General features: G+C 67.4%; 19 protein-coding genes. 4 read left to right on the forward strand and 15 right to left on the reverse strand.

The window, feature by feature from the left end; genetic code table 11:
* Window positions 1-71: 71 nt before the first annotated feature.
* From ASE61_RS25260 to ASE61_RS25285, 6 genes are all read right to left on the reverse strand, one after another.
* Entirely contained in the window at window positions 72-1,337 is a 1,266-nt protein-coding gene (locus tag ASE61_RS25260) for an AAA family ATPase (protein WP_061971700.1), read from the reverse strand.
* On the reverse strand, window positions 1,337-2,083 hold the full coding sequence (locus ASE61_RS25265) for a CpaD family pilus assembly protein (RefSeq protein ID WP_061971874.1): 747 nt from the start codon (window positions 2,081-2,083) through the stop codon (window positions 1,337-1,339). Before ASE61_RS25265 ends, ASE61_RS25260 begins: the two co-directional genes overlap by 1 nt.
* A 34-nt stretch (window positions 2,084-2,117) precedes the next feature.
* A complete protein-coding gene (locus tag ASE61_RS25270) occupies window positions 2,118-3,557 on the reverse strand; it encodes a type II and III secretion system protein family protein (RefSeq protein WP_061971702.1) in 1,440 nt (479 codons plus the stop codon).
* Window positions 3,554-4,327 carry a Flp pilus assembly protein CpaB gene (gene cpaB / locus ASE61_RS25275; protein WP_061971703.1) on the reverse strand — a complete coding sequence of 258 codons (774 nt, stop codon included), beginning with the start codon at window positions 4,325-4,327 and terminating at the stop codon, window positions 3,554-3,556. Before cpaB ends, ASE61_RS25270 begins: the two co-directional genes overlap by 4 nt.
* A gap of 124 nt (window positions 4,328-4,451) precedes the next feature.
* Window positions 4,452-4,964 carry a prepilin peptidase gene (locus tag ASE61_RS25280; RefSeq protein WP_061971706.1) on the reverse strand — a complete coding sequence of 171 codons (513 nt, stop codon included), beginning with the start codon at window positions 4,962-4,964 and terminating at the stop codon, window positions 4,452-4,454.
* 140 nt (window positions 4,965-5,104) lie between these two features.
* Window positions 5,105-5,284, reverse strand: a complete 180-nt coding sequence (locus tag ASE61_RS25285; RefSeq protein ID WP_061971708.1) for a Flp family type IVb pilin — start codon at window positions 5,282-5,284, stop codon at window positions 5,105-5,107.
* Between the two features lie 415 nt (window positions 5,285-5,699).
* Here ASE61_RS25285 and ASE61_RS25290 point away from each other — a divergent pair, with 415 nt between their 5' ends.
* From ASE61_RS25290 to ASE61_RS25300, 3 genes are all read left to right on the forward strand, one after another.
* Window positions 5,700-6,203: a pilus assembly protein N-terminal domain-containing protein gene (locus tag ASE61_RS25290; RefSeq protein ID WP_082617747.1), complete on the forward strand. Its 504-nt coding sequence runs from the start codon at window positions 5,700-5,702 to the stop codon at window positions 6,201-6,203.
* A 217-nt stretch (window positions 6,204-6,420) separates the two neighbouring features.
* Window positions 6,421-7,065, forward strand: coding sequence for a TadE/TadG family type IV pilus assembly protein (locus tag ASE61_RS25295; RefSeq protein WP_061971711.1), 645 nt, complete (start codon window positions 6,421-6,423; stop codon window positions 7,063-7,065).
* A gap of 15 nt (window positions 7,066-7,080) precedes the next feature.
* Window positions 7,081-7,677 carry a TadE/TadG family type IV pilus assembly protein gene (locus tag ASE61_RS25300; protein WP_162260155.1) on the forward strand — a complete coding sequence of 199 codons (597 nt, stop codon included), beginning with the start codon at window positions 7,081-7,083 and terminating at the stop codon, window positions 7,675-7,677.
* Between the two features lie 121 nt (window positions 7,678-7,798).
* Here ASE61_RS25300 and ASE61_RS25305 read toward each other — a convergent pair whose 3' ends face one another.
* The 3 genes from ASE61_RS25305 to ASE61_RS25315 all read right to left on the reverse strand — a co-directional run bounded on the left by ASE61_RS25305 (window position 7,799) and on the right by ASE61_RS25315 (window position 10,273).
* Window positions 7,799-8,326, reverse strand: coding sequence for a TIGR02281 family clan AA aspartic protease (locus ASE61_RS25305; protein ID WP_061971714.1), 528 nt, complete (start codon window positions 8,324-8,326; stop codon window positions 7,799-7,801).
* 133 nt (window positions 8,327-8,459) lie between these two features.
* Window positions 8,460-9,380, reverse strand: a complete 921-nt coding sequence (locus ASE61_RS25310) for a ribokinase (protein ID WP_061971716.1) — start codon at window positions 9,378-9,380, stop codon at window positions 8,460-8,462.
* Entirely contained in the window at window positions 9,377-10,273 is an 897-nt protein-coding gene (locus ASE61_RS25315) for a 2-dehydro-3-deoxygalactonokinase (protein ID WP_162260156.1), read from the reverse strand. The genes ASE61_RS25310 and ASE61_RS25315 overlap by 4 nt, the downstream gene beginning before the upstream one ends.
* Window positions 10,274-10,504: 231 nt before the next feature.
* Here ASE61_RS25315 and ASE61_RS25320 point away from each other — a divergent pair, with 231 nt between their 5' ends.
* Window positions 10,505-11,389, forward strand: coding sequence for a hypothetical protein (locus ASE61_RS25320; RefSeq protein WP_061971719.1), 885 nt, complete (start codon window positions 10,505-10,507; stop codon window positions 11,387-11,389).
* 3 nt (window positions 11,390-11,392) lie between these two features.
* Here the strand turns inward: ASE61_RS25320 and ASE61_RS26960 are convergent, their stop codons facing one another.
* From ASE61_RS26960 to trpA, 6 genes are all read right to left on the reverse strand, one after another.
* Complete coding sequence (locus tag ASE61_RS26960) at window positions 11,393-12,088, reverse strand: L,D-transpeptidase (protein WP_082617748.1); 696 nt, start codon at window positions 12,086-12,088, stop codon at window positions 11,393-11,395.
* A 133-nt stretch (window positions 12,089-12,221) separates the two neighbouring features.
* Window positions 12,222-13,064 (reverse strand): aldo/keto reductase, encoded by an 843-nt coding sequence (locus tag ASE61_RS25330; RefSeq protein ID WP_061971720.1) that lies wholly within the window; start codon window positions 13,062-13,064, stop codon window positions 12,222-12,224.
* 14 nt (window positions 13,065-13,078) lie between these two features.
* Entirely contained in the window at window positions 13,079-13,501 is a 423-nt protein-coding gene (locus ASE61_RS25335; RefSeq protein ID WP_061971722.1) for a hypothetical protein, read from the reverse strand.
* 41 nt (window positions 13,502-13,542) lie between these two features.
* Complete coding sequence (locus ASE61_RS25340; protein ID WP_061971724.1) at window positions 13,543-14,865, reverse strand: bifunctional folylpolyglutamate synthase/dihydrofolate synthase; 1,323 nt, start codon at window positions 14,863-14,865, stop codon at window positions 13,543-13,545.
* A gap of 39 nt (window positions 14,866-14,904) precedes the next feature.
* The gene (gene accD, locus ASE61_RS25345; protein WP_061971725.1) at window positions 14,905-15,801 is read right to left on the reverse strand and encodes an acetyl-CoA carboxylase, carboxyltransferase subunit beta; all 897 of its coding nucleotides are present in this window, start codon (window positions 15,799-15,801) and stop codon (window positions 14,905-14,907) included.
* A 103-nt stretch (window positions 15,802-15,904) separates the two neighbouring features.
* On the reverse strand, window positions 15,905-16,750 hold the full coding sequence (gene trpA, locus ASE61_RS25350; RefSeq protein ID WP_061971727.1) for a tryptophan synthase subunit alpha: 846 nt from the start codon (window positions 16,748-16,750) through the stop codon (window positions 15,905-15,907).
* Window positions 16,751-16,813 lie beyond the last annotated feature (63 nt).

Raw genomic sequence — 16,813 nt, forward strand, 5'->3', positions numbered from 1 at the left:
CTCCCGCCCGGTCCGGGCCGGTCTCTTGCCTGGTGAGCGGGCATCGTCCCGTCATCGTCGGTTCCTGCCCGTCACGAGGCCTTGCGGCGCTTCAGCTTCGCGACGAACGGTTCGAGCAGGCTGCGCCGGCCCCGCTTGGCTTCGCCGCGTCCGGTCAGGGCGCTGGCGATCTGGGTGAAGGCCTCGGTCGCCTTGCTCCCGGCCTGTACCTCGGCGATCATCTGGCCGTTGTTGGCGGCGGTGCCGAACAGGTGGGCGTCGAACGGAATCGTGCTGAGCACGTCGATACCGAGCGCCTTCGAGAACTCCCCGGCATTGATCTCCGGCCGTTTCGGGACACCGACCCGGTTGAGGACGAGCCGGGCGACGGCATCGTTCGGCCGCGTCGCCCGCGACAGGTCGATCAGGTTCTTGGCGTTGCGCAGGGAGGCGAGCTCCGGCTCGGCGACGATGACGATCTCGTCGGCGCTGAGCACCGTGCGCTTGACCCAGGCGCCCCACTGGTGTGGCACGTCGAGGATGATGCAGGGCACGCTGGCGCGCAGCAGATCGAGGAGCTGTTCGAGTGCCTCCTCGTCGAGATCGATCGTCCGGTCCAGCACGGCCGGGGCGGCGAGCAGCGCGAGGTTGTCGCTGCAGCGCGAGAGCAGCCGGTCAAGCAGGTTGGAATCGAGGCGCTCGGGTGCGAACACGGCTTCGGCGATGCCTTGCGGCGGGTCCTGGTTGAAGTTCAGGCCGGCCGTGCCGAAGGCGATGTCGAGATCGACGATGACGGTCGAGGCGTCGAGATTGCGGGCGATCGCCCAGGAGACGTTGTGCGCGACCGTCGAAGCGCCGACGCCGCCCTTGGCGCCCATCACCGCGATGACGCGGCCGAGATTGCGGGCCTCCGGGGCGACATAGAGCTCCGACAGGGTGCGCAGGACGTCGAGGGGCTCCAGCGGCGCGATCAGGTACTCGCTGACGCCGCGCCGGATCAGGTCGCGATAGAGCTGGACGTCGTTGACATGGCCGATCACGACGACCTTGGTGCCGGCGTCGCAGCTTTCGGACAGCGATTCGAGATGCGAGACCAGCGTCGCCGGGTCTGCCACGGCTTCGAGCACGATGATGTTGGGCGTCGGGGCCGAGCGGAAGGCCTCGACGGCGGCAGCCGGGCCGCCCATCTGGACGCGGGCGTGCGCCTTGTCCATGCGCCGGTCGGCGACCGCGGCCTGCATGGTCGCGGCAATGGCCGGCGTTTCGCAGAAGGCCTGCAGCGTGATGCGCGGCAACGGTGCGATGGTCTCGTCGCTGGGCAGCTCGATCGGCGAATTCTCGCGGGTTTCGGAATGCATCAGTTGCCGCCTCCGACCGTGGAGTTGATCTGCGGCGTCGCCTGCCGGTACTGGGTCGAGGGGTCCTTGCCTTCGCGGATCTTCGTGATGGCGCCCATGCGCTTGACGATGTCGGGGCGGCCTTCGTCGCGCGACCGGACGAGATCGATCGGATCGGCCACCTGTGCGGCCAGCGTCGCCTGCGAGGAGCAGCCGAGATTCCAGTAGGGTGCGTTCGAGGACGAGAACCTGAACTCGGAGCTGCCCAGGTCTGTCGGCCATTGTCCGCAGCGATGCGGCACGCTCGCCTGGAGCGAGGCGAAGGTCAGGCGGATCGGCGAGGCCAGGCCCGGGTCCTGAACCGGGTAGCTGCGGACGCTGAGGATGCCGGGCGAGACGCCGCCGCGCGACAAGGCCGCCCGGATGCCGTTCAGCGTATCCTGGGCCGCATGGTCGCGGTGGGCTCCGGTCGGGACCTCGGCCACCAGGCCGCCCTTGCCGGAGCGGCGGAATTCGCGGGCGAAGCTGGCGACATCCTCGGCCTGCCTGATATCGAGTCTGCCGCCGGAACGCCCGACGAAGACGTCGAGCGAACGGGGGGCGTCGCGCAGGACGATCGGGTGCCGCTCGCGCACGTCGTCCGGCCCGAAGGCGAGCGTGTCGCTCTCCGCCGTTCGCTTGGCGCAGCCGCCGAGGATGGCGCCGAGCGCCAGCACGGCGACGATCAGGCGCGGTCCTGTCGAGTCGTTCCGGTGGGAAACCGTCATGGTCGGGCCATCCATCATCGTTGTCGCCGGGCGCTCAGTCGGCGATGAAGCCGACGCGGCCCTTGTAGGCCTGGGGAATCGGGCCGCCGCCGCTGCCGTAGATCTTGTTCAGGCGGCCGAGCAGGATCGCCTGGGAGTCGTGCGTTTCGACGAAGCCGTCATCGGGCCGCTGGACCTCGGTCGGCTGCATCGGCTTGGCGATGTAGGGCGTGACCGTGATCATCAGCTCTGTCTCCTCGCGCTGGTAGTCGCGCGAGCGGAACAGCACGCCGATGATCGGCAGGTTCATCAGGCCGGGCAGGCCGTTGATCGAGCTCTTGGAGACGCGCTGGATCAGGCCGGCGGTGGCCAGCGTGCCGCCGGATGGCAGCTCGACCGTGGTGTCGGACTTGCGCACGCGGAAGGCGGGGACGGTGACGGTCGGCTGGCCGGCGCCGCCCTGGAGCACGATCTGGTTCTCGAAGTCGAGTTCGGTGACCTCGGTCGCGATGCGCATGCTGATCTTGTTGGCCGAGAGCACGATCGGCGTGAAGTTCAGGGCGACGCCGATGGGCTTGTAGGAGACGCCGAGCGAGCAGACGGCCTTGGACGGGTCGCAGGTGTAGCCGGTCGGGATCGGGACCTCGCCGCCGGCCGTGAATTTCGCGCTCTCGCCCGAGATCGCGGTCACCGTCGGTTCGGCGAGGACGCGCGCCATGCCGGCCCGTTCAAGGGCGCGCAGCGTGAAGTTCTGGGAGTTGCCGATGCCGGCGCCGATCGCCGAGGCGGACAAGGCCTGCGGCGAGAGCGAGAACGGGTTGTCGATCGAGGGCGTGATGGAGAAGTTGCCGAGCTTCCATTCGCCGCTGGAATTGATGCCGAGCTGCTTGATCGCCTTGCGCGAGACCTCGGACACCGTGACCTTCACCATCACCTGGTCGCGGTCGCGGATGGTCAGCGAGTTGATGACCGTCCCGCTCTTTCCTGTCGCGTCGCTGCCGACGAAGGCCTTGGCGATGTCGACGGCCTGGGTCGCATCCGAGGCATCGGGCACCGTCCCGACGAGCAGGATCGAATCGCCCGCCGGCTTGATCTCGATCTGCGCGTTCGGCAGCGCCGTGCGCAGTGTCTGCCTGAGAACGTTGAGGTCGCGCCCGACATTGATGTCGAGCGCGGTGATCTGCTGGCCGTCGCCATCCATCACGAACATCGAGGTCGCGCCGTCGGCGATGCCGATCACGAAAAGCTTGCGCGCCGTCCGGACGACCGCGTTGGCGACCTTCGGGTTGGCGACGAAGACCTCCTTGGCGTCGCGCGGCAGCTCGACGATGAGCGAGCGGCCGATCGAGAGGTCGAGCTTGCGGGAGATCGCGTTCTCGCTCGAGCCGACATTGATGACGGGAGCGGGGCCGCTCCTGCTCGACTGGGCGGCGACGCTGCCGGCGGCGAGGGCGAGGGCGAGAGCCGTTGCGATGCGGAGAGAAGATCTGATCATGGCTTCACGCTCTTCGAGGTCACACCGTAGCGCACGAGCGTCATGGAGTTGTCTGCCTGGGTCGGCGGCGCGGTTTCGTTGGCATCCTTGAGGCTGCGCAGGGCGAGTGAGAGCGTGCCCGTCTTCTGGGCCTGGACCAGGCTCTCGACCTGCCCTGGCTCGACTTGCAGCGTGGCGGTTTCGCCGACCACGACCTTCTCGCCGTTGCGCTCCTGCACGTTCTGGCCGATGGCCAGCACGCGGATGTTCCGCAGGATGACTTCGCTGGCGTAGGATTCCTGGCCGCCCGCCGCTTCGCCGCGCTCGGTGGAGATCACGTCGACGCGGTCGTTGGGAAGGATGAAGCCGCCGGCGGTGTTGGCGCCGCGGCTGTCGGTCGAGATCGCGACGGCGCGCATGCCCGCTGGCAGGACGGCCGAGAGAAAGCCGGTTCCGTCCGTCTTGATCAACTTCTCGCGGCGGATCGGCTCGGCGCCGAGGGTGGCGTAGCGCGACACCTGCCCGATGATCTCCTTTTCGGCTTCGGGCGCTTCGTCCTTGCGGATGACGCCGGCCGGTACGCTGGCCAGCGGCCAGTCGAGCCAGCGCAGGTCGTTGGCCGTCACCGTATTGCCGACGGGAATCTCGGCCGCCGCGACCAGGACCGGTACTGTCGGCGCCGGCTGGATCTTCGCGACGGGTGCGGGGGCCTTGGGGCTCTGGACGAGCAGTGCTGCACCCAGCCCTGCCAGGAGTGCGACCACGAGAATGATGATGCGTGCGGGACTCATTTGACGGTCGACCCTCAGCCAAGCGTGATTGGCTCTCGTCCCGGATCGTCGTCTGGAAACGTCAACTTATGGTTAACTGGGCGTATATTTTTGAAACTCGCTTCCGTTACGTCCGCAGCGCGCCTCAGAGGCCGATCGCGGCGTGCCAGATCGTCGTATCCGGCAGCACCAGCAGCGCGGCGAAGGCCAGCGCGATGCCGTAGGGGACGCCCTCGTTGGCGGCGTGCAGCCGGCGCATCCAGCTCCAGTTCTCGGCGAAGGCCGGCAGGGGGCGCGATCGCAGCCGCAGGACGAGGATGGTCAGCAGGCCGCCGAGGAAGGCTGCCATGAGCAGATAGGGCATCAATTGATCGAAGCCGAACCAGAGCGCGGTCGCGGCAGCGAGCTTGGCGTCGCCGCCACCGATCCATCCGGCCGCGAACAGGCCGAAGGCGATCACAAGGACAAGCCCACCCGCTGCGAGATGCCAGCCGATTGCGGCCGGGCTGAGGCCGAACAGGACGCAGCAGACCGCGAAACCCGCGACAAGGAACAGGCAGAGCCGGTTCGAGATCGTCATCGAGACCAGGTCGCTGGCGGCGGCATAGGCCATGGCGAAGGGAAACACGCCGAGCATGACGATGTGGGGCAGGGTCATGACACTTCCTCCGCTACGGAACGATGATGCCGCAAATGCCTCACCAAACCCTTACGGCGACCGCATAAAACGCAGCATGAAAAGAAAAACGCCCCGGGATGACCGGGGCGTTTGCCGACATATCGGTCAGGTACCGACGATCAGGAGACCGTGGTGTTCTGCAGCTTGTCCGCGATACGCTGGAAGATGCTGCTGAGCTCGGTGCCGAGATTGGTGGCGGCGATGATGATGCCGACGGCGATCAGAGCGGCGATCAGGCCGTACTCGATGGCGGTGGCGCCGGACTCGTCCTTGACGAAGCGAGCGAAAAGATTGGTCATGCTGGATCTCCTTTACACCACGGTTTGACGGCTGCCTGTGCTCTGAGGTGGCTTCGGTCAGCGACAGGAACGACATTAGCCCGCTCGCCTTGCTGATCGGTTAAGCGGATCGAAGAATTGGCTTGTTTCGCACTCGGTTTTTTCTGTGGTTAACACTCGATTTAGCAGGCTTAAGACCGCGGTGAGCTTATGAATAAAGCCGGGCGTGGGGGTTTTTATCGGTAAACAGGGTGTTTAATTGATCCTGACTCGTTGATTTATTTTTGAGGCGCTCGGCAATCGACGCTGGCGCCGGTCGCTGTTCCGTTGCGACAAGTTGTGCCTCGCGGCGTGAAATCGCTATTCGTCGCGCGCTTAGGGTTTGATTCATCATTTTCCGCTTTATTGGCACGGTCGCAGAGCTTGAGGCGCCGCCATGTTGATCATCCGTGCTCCTGAAGGGTGCCGCCGGCTTACGCGCCGGGTGGCCGCGACAAGCCTCGCGATCATCCTATGCGGCGCTGGTGCTGCTCACGCCGCGCCACGTGCGCCATCCGAGAGCGTGGTTGTCATGGTCGACCACGCCAAGGTCGTGCGGCTCCCGGAGAAGGCTCAAACGGTCGTCGTCGGCAATCCGGCCATCGCCGATGTCTCCATGCAGCGCAACGGCGTCATGATCGTCACCGGCAAGAGCTTCGGCGTGACCAACCTGATCGCGCTGGATGCCAGCGGGACGCTGCTGGCTGAATCACTGGTTCGGGTCGGTTCCGCCTCCGACGCGGTCCTGACGGTCCAGCGGGGCATGGATCGCGAAAGCTATGCCTGCAGCCCGGATTGCCAGCCCTCGGTCCAGATGGGCGATGCGAAGGATTACTTTGCCGGCGTCGCCGGGCAGGCCGCCGCGCGCAACATGCTCGCGACCGGGGGCCCGAAGAAATAGGGCCCCGGCTCGAACCCGGCGCGCGGTTCCCGGGAAAAGTCAAGGTTCTGGGGCGGAAGCTTAGCAGGTACGCGCGCGAGACCTCCGTTGCGCGCCGAACCCATGGTTAGCGAAAGCTTCACGCCGATTTCGGCTGACCGGCGACGTCCCTAACCGATCTGAAATTCTTTTGCCGTAGAGATTTCCGGCCTGGGCCGAAGCTCGATGGGGCAAACGGATGTTCGACCGACCGAAAAAGACGCCCTTGCCGAAGAACGGGTTGCCGCGCCGCGGCGTCTGTCGCCCGCTGCTCCGACGCTTTCGCCGCTCGCAGGACGGGGCGACTGCCGTAGAGTTCGCGTTCGTCGTCGTGCCGTTCCTGATGATCCTCTTCGCCATCTTCGAGACGGCCTTGATGTTCTGGACCAGCCAGGTCCTGGAAGAGTCGCTGTCGCAGGTCTCCCGTTCGCTGGTCACGGGGCAGTCGCGGACCCTCTATACCGGATCGACCGGCGCGGTGAACGCGAAGAAATTCCGCGACAATATCTGTGAACTCGCGCCGTTGGGATTGATCGACTGCTCGAAACTTTACGTCGACGTGCGGGTCTACGACAGTTTTGCCTCTACGGCATCCGCAGGCGATCCGCTTGCGGGCGGGAGCCTCGACACCTCCGGCTTCACCTACGTCCAGCCGCAGGGCAACGACATCGTCGTCGTGCGCGCGGTGCTCGACTACAAGCTCTTCCTGACGAGCTGGGCTTCCTCCGCGCTGGCCAATATCAAGCCCGCCGGATCGGGTCGGCGGGGCATCGTCGTGAGCATGGCTTTCCGGGCCGAGCCCTTCGTCTCGTCGGGCGCGACCCCTCCTCCGGCAGGTTCTTGATCGGGAATGATGGACATGCCGAAAAAGACAGGTCTCCGTATTTGGCGCCGCTTCTGCCGCAATCGGGACGGCGTGGCTGCGGTCGAGTTCGCCCTGCTGCTGCCGGTGATGCTCATCACCTATACGGGGATGGTGGATGTGGTGCAGCTCGTGATGGTCAACCGCAAGGTCACTCAATTGACCTCGGCTCTCAGCGATCTCACGGCGCGCGTCCAGTCGGTTTCGTCCACGGATGTCCAGAACATCTTCAATGCTGCGCGGTCGATCCTGATGCCGTATGACAGCGACAAGGTCACGATGGTGATCGCCAGTGTCGTCATCGATCCGGCGGGCGTTGCGAAGGTCTGCTGGAGCGAGCCGCGCGATGGCACTGCACCGGCCCGGGGAACCTCGATCACCATTCCCGACACCTACCGGGTTCCGGGCACCTCCGTCATCATGGCGCGCGCGAGCTACGAATACACGCCCATCGTCGGTTATGTCCTGACCAAATCCTTCACGCTCGGCGACAGCCCGATCTATGCACGCCCGCGTAATGGCGTGGCTGGCGGCACCAACAATATCGAACAGGTGGTGCGGACCGGCACCAATCCCTGCCCGCTCTACAATTGACGATCGTGCGATCATGCCGGCAGGGAGCTTCGCGCCTGGGCCGGCGCTCCCGATGTTGTCGGTCTTTGCCTTATCGCCTATTCGCTGATGCGAACCGGTGTTCGGTTAGCTCAGAAATGCCCTAGCCGCGCAGCACCATGCGCCCGGTCTGGACCTCGTAGCCCTGGAGCTTGCTGAGGAAGGAATTCCCGAGCAGGCTCATCGAGAGCGCGCGTTCGGGCAGGACGACGGCATCGACATTCCGCACGACGATATCGCCGAGCCGGATCTCCCGCAGCACGGTCCGGAAGCCCGTGACGGCGCCGTTGGCGGTGCTGAGCACGATCTTGCGTGACGAGGCATCGTTCCTGACACCGAGCGCGCGGGCATCGGCGGCCGTCAGTGCCACGATGCTGGCGCCGGTATCGACCATCATCTTGATGCGGTAGTTGTCGACCGAGGGGTGCACGATATAGTGCCCGCGATAATCGGCCGCGACGGCGAGCGTCGAGGGCATGCGGGGTCCTGGCGGTTTCTGTTCCGTCGCGGCCATGGCCGCGGAAGGCGCCTCGTCCGCCATGCGCGGGGCGAGAAACTGCGTATAGGACAGCGCTCCGGCGATCGCGATACCGGCGACGCTCAAGGCCCAGATCAGCGGTGGTGTCGTCACGGCGCTCCCCAACCCTTCCACAGCCCTTCCACGATGCGGAAGCGAGCCCTGACGAAGCGTGAAGAGCTTGCACGCATTTGCGTGCAAGCGGGGCGGGGAAGGCTGCCCGATTGCGGACAGGCTTAATCGAGGCTTACCGGCGCGGTCCGTTTGCAAGCGTGGCGGCCAATGCCGCGATCTCGGCTGCGCGGGGGATGCTCGGCTGGGCGCCCGGCCGCGTGCAGGCAAGCGAGCCGGCGGCGAGCCCGTCGTGCAGCGCCGCTGCCATGCTCTTCCCGGCCGCGAGGGCTGCGGCGAAGGCGCCGGTGAAGCTGTCACCGGCCGCGACCGTGTCGATGACCGCAACCTGCGGCGCTGCGAGGCGATGGCGGATGCCGTCGATCCAGGCGACGACCCCGGCTGCCCCCAGCGTCGCGATCGTGGCGATCTGCCGCTCACTGTCGAGCCGGCGCGCGATGGCGTCGGGATCGCGCTCCGCCCATCCGAGCGCCTGTGCCAGCACGATCGCTTCGTGCTCGTTGACGATCAGCATGTCGAGCTGCTCCAGCAGCGCGGGCGACGGCGCCTCGGCCGGAGCGAGGTTGAGGATCACCCGCCCGCCGGCCTGCTTCATCCTTCGGGCGGCCTGCAGGCAGGCTTCTTCAGGGACTTCGCGTTGCAGGAGCAGGATATCCTCCGCCGCGAGCTCGAGCTGCCGCAAGGCATCCGGGCGGACAGCAGCATTGGCGCCGGCTGCGACGATGATCTGGTTGGCGCCCTCGCGATCCGTCGCGATGAAGGCGGCGCCGGTCGGCTCGTCGACCTGTGCGACGTGATCGAGATCGACGCCGTCGGTGGAGAGCAGCGCCAGCGCGGCATCGCTGAATCGGTCCCGCCCAGTCGCGCCGACGAGCACGACATCCGCGCCGGCGCGGCGGGCCGCGAGTGCCTGGTTCGCGCCCTTGCCGCCCGGATGCAGGGCATAGCCCGGTCCGAGCACCGTTTCGCCTGGCCCCGGCAGGCGCTCGACCGGCGTGACGAGATCGATATTGATGGAGCCGAAGACAACGATCATGCAGAAAGATCCGCCGCGAGCCGCCTCACGCCGGCGACGAAGGCCGCCTCGGGCGTGACGAGTTGAATGGCATGTCCCCGCGCCTGCAAGCCGGCGCCGTAGCTCTCGGCCAAAGCCCCGTCTGCGACGAGATGGATCGTCTGGCCCTTGCCGAACAAGGCTTCGGCCCCGGCGATTTCCTGCCCGACCAGCAGCGCCGAGAGATAAGGCCCGACCGCACCACCCGCCATCCGCCCGGCGAGAACTTCGGTACGTGCGGCGAAGGCCGTGTTGAGCAGCCCTCCCGGCCGGCCGGCAGCCAGGCGACCGCGCGCGGCGCCATCAACCGTGTCAGCGTCCGAAGGCGCTTCGGCGAGCCGGGCGAGGATCGAGTCGTTGCGCAGCAGCCCGTAGATTTCGCCGGTCATGAAGCTGGCGAAGCGGGTGATGCGACCTCCCTTGATCTCGGCCCATTTCGAATGGGTGCCGGGCAGGCAGGCGATGCCATCGCTCAGGCCGAGGCCGACGATCAGGGTCTCCTCGCCGCGCATCACGTCGAAGGCGCCATCGTCGCAGCTCAGGCCGGGCAGGATGGTGGCGGTCGTCCCGGCATCGAGCGCGACCTGGATCGCGGCGGCCGCGATCTCGGCAGGGGAGGCCGGACAGGCGACGTAGCGCGCCTCGATCCAGCCGTTGCGGCTGCCGACCATGCCGGCGAGCACGATCGCGGCATCGGGCGCAGTCTCGCGGAAGTCGCCGGCGAGCTCTGCAAAGGTTTCAGGATAGCCGCCCGCCGGAACCGATTGGATGCCGCGATCGGCGATGCGCCGCTCCAGCACCTCGCCGGTCTCCGAGATCAGGAAGGCGCGCGCGCGGGTCGTGCCCCAGTCGAGCGCGATCAGAGGTTTGGGCATGGCAGGCTCCGGCAGCAGCATCGGACCGAAAAGTGGGAGCCACTTTTCGGTCCGATGCGACAGCAAATATATGGATCACTGCACGTCCGATAGGACGCGCGATGATCCAAGGCTGGCGACTGTCTCCGCCGCATTCCATCGGGTCAAGGGCCGGCGCCGAGGCCTTGTATATGGCTCGCCTTCGCGGCAACCCTGCTGGCCTTGGGTGCGAGAACGAATCGGACAAGCCGGATGCTCGAACTGCAAGTGGGGGGCCTCGACGCCGCCATCTCTCCCGAGGCGGGCGGGATCGTCTTCTCTCTGAGCTGGCGCGGGCCGGACGGGCGCAGCCATGACGTGCTCTATCCGCCGGCCGGGCGGCAGCCGGGCACGGCCTCGCCGAACTTCTTCGGGACCTGGGCACTCCTGCCTTTCGCCAACCGCGCCTTCGGCTGCGTCGTCGACGATGGCGAGCAGCGCTTCCTCGTTCCGCAGAACGATCCAGGCGGCGCCATTCACGGCTTCGGTTGGCAGGCCGCCTGGGATGTCCTGCGGTATGACCGCAGCCATACCGTCCTCGAACATCGCCGCACCGAGGGGGCGGACCCCTATCGCTACCGGGCAGTCCAGGAAGTCACCCTCGACGATGCCGGTATGACCATCCAATTGGCGATCACCAACGAGGCGCAGGCGGCACTACCGTTCGGCATCGGCCATCATCCCTGGTTTCCCTGTGCTGCCGATACGAGCCTCGTGATGCGCAGCAAGGGCGCGCTGGTCTTCGGCGAAGCCTTCCGCGCCACCGGCCAGCAGGCTTTCGCCGATGGCGGCCCCTATGCCGAAGCGCAGCCTTTCCGCGCGGAGAGCGTGACCGCCTGGAGCTTCCTCGGCTGGGGCGGCACGGCCCGGATCGAGACGCCTTCGACCGGTCTCGCCGTCACCCTGACCGCGAGCGACAATCTCGACTGCCCGGTGGTCTGGGCGCCGGCAGGCGCGGATTTCCTCTGCGTCGAGCCACAGAGCCATGCGATCGGCGCACCGAGCGAGCCGGCAGCGCGGGCCGCCGCGCCGCTCAAGCGCCTGGCGCCGGGCGAGACGCTGGAAGGCTGGCTCAGGATTGCGCCCGAGGCGATCTAACGCTCAGCGCCAGCCGTAGCCGCTCGGGTAATAGGGCTGGTAGCCATAGGCGCCGGCCGGCAGGGCGGGGCGCAGCAGGATTTGGCCGCGCGCCGCTTCCCAATCACCGCCGCGGCGTTGCTGCGCGATGGTCGTGGCCTGGCTGCGATGCTTCGCCTTGGCGATGTTGTGCTTGGACGAGCCGGCCTTCGCGACCTTGTGCTTGGACGAGGTCGTCTTCGCGAGCTTGGCCTTCGACGGCGAGGAGGCCTTGGCGAAGCGCGAGAGATTGTCGGGTGCAGCGCCGTGCAGCGCGATCCGGGTCTGGCTGGAGCCATGCTTCTTCACCAGGGCGAAGAGCTTGGCGGCGTTGGCGGGATGCAGCCGGATGCAGCCATGCGAGGCCGGGCGGCCGAGCGCGCCGACGGCCCCGGTACCATGGATCGCGTAGCCGCCGCGGAAGAACACGGCATGGGGCATCGCCCCGCCATATTTGCGCGAGTACCAGTTCTTCTCCAGCCGGGTCGGCCGGTAAACCCCGTTGGGCGAGCGGAAGCCCTTGCGGCCGGAGGAGATCTTCCAGTCGTAGACCTCGCCATCGGTCGTGGTCACCGTCATGCGCTGGGCGACGATGTCGACATTGACGCTGACGCCGGCATGGGCGGCGCCGGCGAAGGCCGACAGGACGAGGGCGGCCAGGAGGCCGAGAACGCGACGCATCACACTCACTCCGAAAGACGCAAGCTGCTGAATGAGGCGTTGTCGAGCTCTGACGGCCGCCGCCCTTGACTCTAGGAAAGCGCCGACGGCCTCGGCTTGTAAAGCCGGAAGGCGGAACGTGGTTTCCGGCCGCTCAGATCATCGGCAGCGAGGCGGGCTTGCGGCCGCGCGGGAAGGCCGCGTCGATCCGGGCGATCTCGGCATCGGACAGCGCGAGGTTCAAAGCCCCGGCATTGTCCTCCACATGGGGGACCCGGCCGGCCTTGGGGATCGTGAAGACGCTTTCGCGCCGCGTCAGGAAGGCGAGCGCGACCTGCCGGGGCGTCGCGCCATGGCTCGCGGCGATCTCGGCCAGGACCTTGCCCGGCGCGCTGCCGGCAGCCGGGAAATCGTCATGGCCGAAGGGGCTGTAGGCGGTGACGGCGACGCCATTGTGTTCGCACCACGGGATCACCGCATGCTCGATGGCGCGCTCGCGCAGATGATAGAGCACCTGATTGCAGGCGATCTTGCCGGGGCCTGCGGTCGCGAGCGCCTCGTCGAGATCGTCCTCGTCGAAATTGCTGACGCCCCAGGACAGGATCTTGCCCTCCTGCTTGAGCGCCTCGAAGGCGGAGAAGGTTTCCGCTAGAGGATGCGGACCGCGCCAGTGCAGCAGGTAGCAGTCGAGCCGGTCAGTCCTGAGGTGCTTCAGCGAGCGCTCGCAGGCGGCCTGCACGCCGCGTCGCGAGGCGTTATGCGGCAGGACTTTCGACACGAGGAAAACCTCGTCGCGCCGGCCTTCGATGGCCTCGCCGATCAGTGCTTCGGAGCGGCCGTCGCCATACATCTCAGCGGTATCGATATGGGAGAGCCCGAGATCGAGTCCGCGCCGGAAGGCGGCGATCGCCTCGCGCCGGTCACCCTGTTCGCTATACCAGCTGCCCTGGCCGATCGGCGGGACGGATGGCCCTGACGCTCCGAAGCTTCGCTGCATAACGTTTTCTCCAGCTAGTCGACGGTGATCTCAAAACGCTCGTAGCGGATCTCGCCGTCATTGTAGCGGATGCGCACGAGGAAGCTGTCGGCGCCGCGATAGCCGCGCTTCGAGGTATACTCGAACGCGAGAGACGGCCCGGCCCTGCCGTTGCAATGCCGGAATGGCCCCGGCCCGTATTCGGCCGCGGCCTTGCGGGTCGCCAGCCTGACCTTGCCATGCCGGGGCGGCTCGGTCAGCACGCCCTTAGGGCGCGGGATCGGCCGGCAGCGCTCGTCCATCGTCATGAAGGTCTTCTGCAGGAAGGTGCGCTTGCCGGATGCGACCCGCTCCGTGCCTTCGCTCTGCCCCTGTGCTGTTCCTTCGGTCGTGACGCAGCCGCCGAGCAGACTGCAGAGCAGGGCGGCGGCGAGGACGGTCAGTCCTGGAATGGGCATGGCTTTCCTCGATGGCAAGACAGATCGAGACGCGGAAAGACCTAGGTCGGCGGCGTGCCGTTGGCCGAGAGCACTTCGCCGGCGAGATAGAGCGAGCCGCAGATCAGGATGCGCGGCGGCGCCGGCCAGTCCCGTGCCGCGATCGTCCGCAGGGCCTGCTCGACCGAGCTGGAGGTCTCGGCGGCGAGCCCGGCGCTGCGGGCGGCCTCGGCGACCTCCTCGGCCGGGCGCGCGGCCAGCGAGTTCTGGATCGGCACGGCGTAGAGCGCCTGCGCCAGCCCCTTGAAATGCCCGAGCGTTGCAGCGGCGTCCTTGGTCGAGAGCAGGCCGGCGATCATCACCAGCGGCGCCGGATTGCGGTCGGCGAGATCGGCCATGGCCTGGGCGAGCACGCGCCCGCCATCGGGGTTGTGGCCGCCGTCGAGCCAGAGCTCGGCGCGCTCCGGCACGATCTCGGCGAGTGCACCGCGCGACAGGCGCTGCAATCGCGCCGGCCAGTCGGCATTGCGCATGCCGTCCTCGAAGGCGCTGGCTGGCAGGGCGCCATAGCCGGCGGCCCGCAGGGCCGCGATCGCCGTGCCGGCATTGATGTGCTGGTGCCGGCCGGAAAGACGCGGCAGCGGCAGGTCGAGCAATCCGTCCTGGTCCTCATAGACCAGCCGCCCGCCGGCTTCGTGGACGTTGAAATCCTGCGCGCCGATCAGGATTTTGGACGCGCCGGCGCGCTCGGCGGCCGCTTCCAGAACCGCGGTCGGCTCCGGTTCCTGCGGCGCGATCACGGCGGGCGCGCCGCGCTTGAAGATGCCGGCCTTCTCGCCGGCAATCTTGGTGACGGTGTCGCCGAGATATTCGGAATGATCCAGCGAGACCGGCGTCACCACCGTGCAGGCCGGATGGGCGATGACATTGGTCGCGTCGAAGCGCCCGCCGAGCCCGACTTCCAGCAGCAGGACATCGGCCGGATGCTCGGCGAAGAGCAGGAGGCCTGCCGTCGTCGTCATCTCGAAGAAGGTGATGGGATCGCCGGCATTGACGGCCTCGCAGCGCTCCAGCGCCTCGACCAGCTTGTCCTCTGGGACGAAGCGCCCGCCGCCGGGGGCGCCCAGCCGGATGCGCTCATGGAAGCGCACCAGATGGGGCGAGGTGTAGACATGGACCGACAGCCCGGCTGCCTCGAGGATCGCCCGCATGAAGGCGATGGTCGAGCCCTTGCCGTTGGTGCCGGCGACATGGATCACCGGCGGCAGCTTCTTCTGGGGATCGCCGAGTCGTTCGAGCAGGGTCAGGATGCGGCCGAGCGAGAGGTCGATCAGCTTGGGATGCAGCGCCATGAATCGCGCAAGCAATGCGTCGGAAGACCCCATGACGTGACGGCCCCCAGCCGTGAACTAACTCGGACCGCCTCAGACCGCCTCGGCCACCGGGCGCGCGGGCTCCGCCTCTTCCTTCGCGGCCGGCTGCTTCGTCAGCAGGCGGCCGAGCCGGGCGAGCGTCTCCGGCAGGTCGCGGCGATGCACGACCATGTCGACCATGCCGTGATCCTTGAGGTACTCGGAGCGCTGGAAGCCCTCCGGCAGCTTTTCGCGGATGGTCTGCTCGATCACGCGCGGGCCGGCGAAGCCGATCAGCGCGCCGGGCTCGGCGATGTGGATGTCGCCGAGCATGGCGTAGGAGGCGGTGACGCCGCCGGTCGTCGGGTTGGTCAGCACCACGAAATAGGGCAGGCCCGCCGCCCGCAGGCGCCTGACCGCGACCGTCGTACGCGGCAACTGCATCAACGAGAGGATGCCTTCCTGCATGCGGGCGCCGCCCGACGCCGCGAAGACGACATAGGGCGTCTTCTTGTCGAGCGCGGTCTCGGCGCCCTTCACGAAGGCCTCGCCCGCGGCCATGCCGAGCGAGCCGCCCATGAAGTGGAAATCCTGCACGGCCAGCGTCATCGGCAGGCCCTTGACCCGGCCATAGCCGATCTTGAAGGCGTCCTGCGCGCCGGTCTTGGCGCGGGCGTCCTTCAAGCGGTCGACATAGCGCTTCTCGTCGCGGAACTTCAGCGGGTCGACCGCGACCTCCGGCAGCGCGACGTCGAGCCACTTGCCGTCGTCGAAGGTCAGGCGCAAACGCTCCGGCGCGGTGACGCGCATATGGTGCTCGGAGCCGGGGATGACATAGCCATTGGCCTCGACATCCCTATGGAACACCATCTGCCCGGAATCGGGGCACTTGATCCAGAGGTTCTCGGGGCTCTCGCGCTTGAACAGCGTCTTGATGCGCGGCCGGACGACTTCGGAAATCCAGTTCATCGGATGAATCCCTGATGGGCTTTCGGCGCTTGCGCGCCGTCAGGCCTGAAATAGGTCGCGCCGGCCGATGGGCAAGCGGCGCGACCGTCGCATGAAACCGGGCTCAGGCCGCCTTGGCGACGGAGCGGATGCCCTGGGCGAGTTCGCTGACCAGCGAGGTGACAGCCGAAACCGTCTTTTCCGTGGCCTTGCCCTGGTCATCGAGCGAAAGGCGGACGCGTTCGACGAGCGCCGAGCCGACGACGACGCCGTCCGCCCGCTTGGCGATGGTGGCCGCATCCTCGGCGGTCTTGACGCCGAAGCCGACCGCCACCGGCAGGTCGGTATGGCGCTTGATCCGGGTAACGGCATCGCCGACCGCGCCGTAATCGGCGATGGCGCCGCCGGTCACGCCGGTCACCGAGACGTAATAGACGAAGCCGGAGGTGTTCTGCAGCACCTTGGGCAGGCGCTTGTCGTCGGTCGTCGGCGTCGCCAGCCGGATGAACGAGACGCCAGCTTGCAGCGCTGGCAGGCAGAGCTCCTCGTCCTCTTCCGGCGGCAGGTCGACGACGATGAGCCCGTCGATGCCGACGCGGCGGGCATCGGTCAGGAAGGCTTCGACGCCATAGGCGTAGATCGGATTGTAATAGCCCATCAGCACGATCGGCGTGTCATGGCCGGCCTTGCGGAAGCTCTCGACCATGGCGAGCGTCTTGCGCAGCGTCTGGCCGGCCTTGAGCGCGCGCTGGCCGGCGAGCTGGACGGGAACGCCGTCCGCCATCGGATCGGTGAAGGGCACGCCGAGCTCGATCACGTCGGCGCCGGCTCCGGGCAGGGCCGCGAGGATCGCGCTGGAGGTCTCGAAATCCGGGTCGCCGGCGGTGACGAAGGTCACGAGCGCCGCCCGGCCCTCGCGGGCGCAGGCCTGGAAACGATTCTGGATGCGGGTCTGGCCGGTCTCAGTCATGCCGCAGCGGTTAGCATGATGAGCGCCGGCTGGCGAGTGGCTTGCGTGCGGCACGCGCCTGCG

The organism is Allobosea sp. Root670 (genome assembly GCF_001429415.1).
GTDB classification, from domain to species: domain Bacteria; phylum Pseudomonadota; class Alphaproteobacteria; order Rhizobiales; family Beijerinckiaceae; genus Allobosea; species Allobosea robiniae.

What these genes read in the sequence shown, in the direction of transcription:
- ASE61_RS25260 (WP_061971700.1), bottom strand. Translation starts at nt 1,337, where the DNA reads ATGCATTCCGAAACCCGCGAGAATTCGCCGATCGAGCTGCCCAGCGAC.
- ASE61_RS25265 (WP_061971874.1), bottom strand. Translation starts at nt 2,083, where the DNA reads ATGACGGTTTCCCACCGGAACGACTCGACAGGACCGCGCCTGATCGTC.
- ASE61_RS25270 (WP_061971702.1), bottom strand. Translation starts at nt 3,557, where the DNA reads ATGATCAGATCTTCTCTCCGCATCGCAACGGCTCTCGCCCTCGCCCTC.
- cpaB (WP_061971703.1), bottom strand. Translation starts at nt 4,327, where the DNA reads ATGAGTCCCGCACGCATCATCATTCTCGTGGTCGCACTCCTGGCAGGG.
- ASE61_RS25280 (WP_061971706.1), bottom strand. Translation starts at nt 4,964, where the DNA reads ATGACCCTGCCCCACATCGTCATGCTCGGCGTGTTTCCCTTCGCCATG.
- ASE61_RS25285 (WP_061971708.1), bottom strand. Translation starts at nt 5,284, where the DNA reads ATGACCAATCTTTTCGCTCGCTTCGTCAAGGACGAGTCCGGCGCCACC.
- ASE61_RS25290 (WP_082617747.1), top strand. Translation starts at nt 5,700, where the DNA reads ATGTTGATCATCCGTGCTCCTGAAGGGTGCCGCCGGCTTACGCGCCGG.
- ASE61_RS25295 (WP_061971711.1), top strand. Translation starts at nt 6,421, where the DNA reads ATGTTCGACCGACCGAAAAAGACGCCCTTGCCGAAGAACGGGTTGCCG.
- ASE61_RS25300 (WP_162260155.1), top strand. Translation starts at nt 7,081, where the DNA reads ATGCCGAAAAAGACAGGTCTCCGTATTTGGCGCCGCTTCTGCCGCAAT.
- ASE61_RS25310 (WP_061971716.1), bottom strand. Translation starts at nt 9,380, where the DNA reads ATGATCGTTGTCTTCGGCTCCATCAATATCGATCTCGTCACGCCGGTC.
- ASE61_RS25315 (WP_162260156.1), bottom strand. Translation starts at nt 10,273, where the DNA reads ATGCCCAAACCTCTGATCGCGCTCGACTGGGGCACGACCCGCGCGCGC.
- ASE61_RS25320 (WP_061971719.1), top strand. Translation starts at nt 10,505, where the DNA reads ATGCTCGAACTGCAAGTGGGGGGCCTCGACGCCGCCATCTCTCCCGAG.
- ASE61_RS26960 (WP_082617748.1), bottom strand. Translation starts at nt 12,088, where the DNA reads ATGCGTCGCGTTCTCGGCCTCCTGGCCGCCCTCGTCCTGTCGGCCTTC.
- ASE61_RS25330 (WP_061971720.1), bottom strand. Translation starts at nt 13,064, where the DNA reads ATGCAGCGAAGCTTCGGAGCGTCAGGGCCATCCGTCCCGCCGATCGGC.
- ASE61_RS25335 (WP_061971722.1), bottom strand. Translation starts at nt 13,501, where the DNA reads ATGCCCATTCCAGGACTGACCGTCCTCGCCGCCGCCCTGCTCTGCAGT.
- ASE61_RS25340 (WP_061971724.1), bottom strand. Translation starts at nt 14,865, where the DNA reads ATGGGGTCTTCCGACGCATTGCTTGCGCGATTCATGGCGCTGCATCCC.
- accD (WP_061971725.1), bottom strand. Translation starts at nt 15,801, where the DNA reads ATGAACTGGATTTCCGAAGTCGTCCGGCCGCGCATCAAGACGCTGTTC.
- trpA (WP_061971727.1), bottom strand. Translation starts at nt 16,750, where the DNA reads ATGACTGAGACCGGCCAGACCCGCATCCAGAATCGTTTCCAGGCCTGC.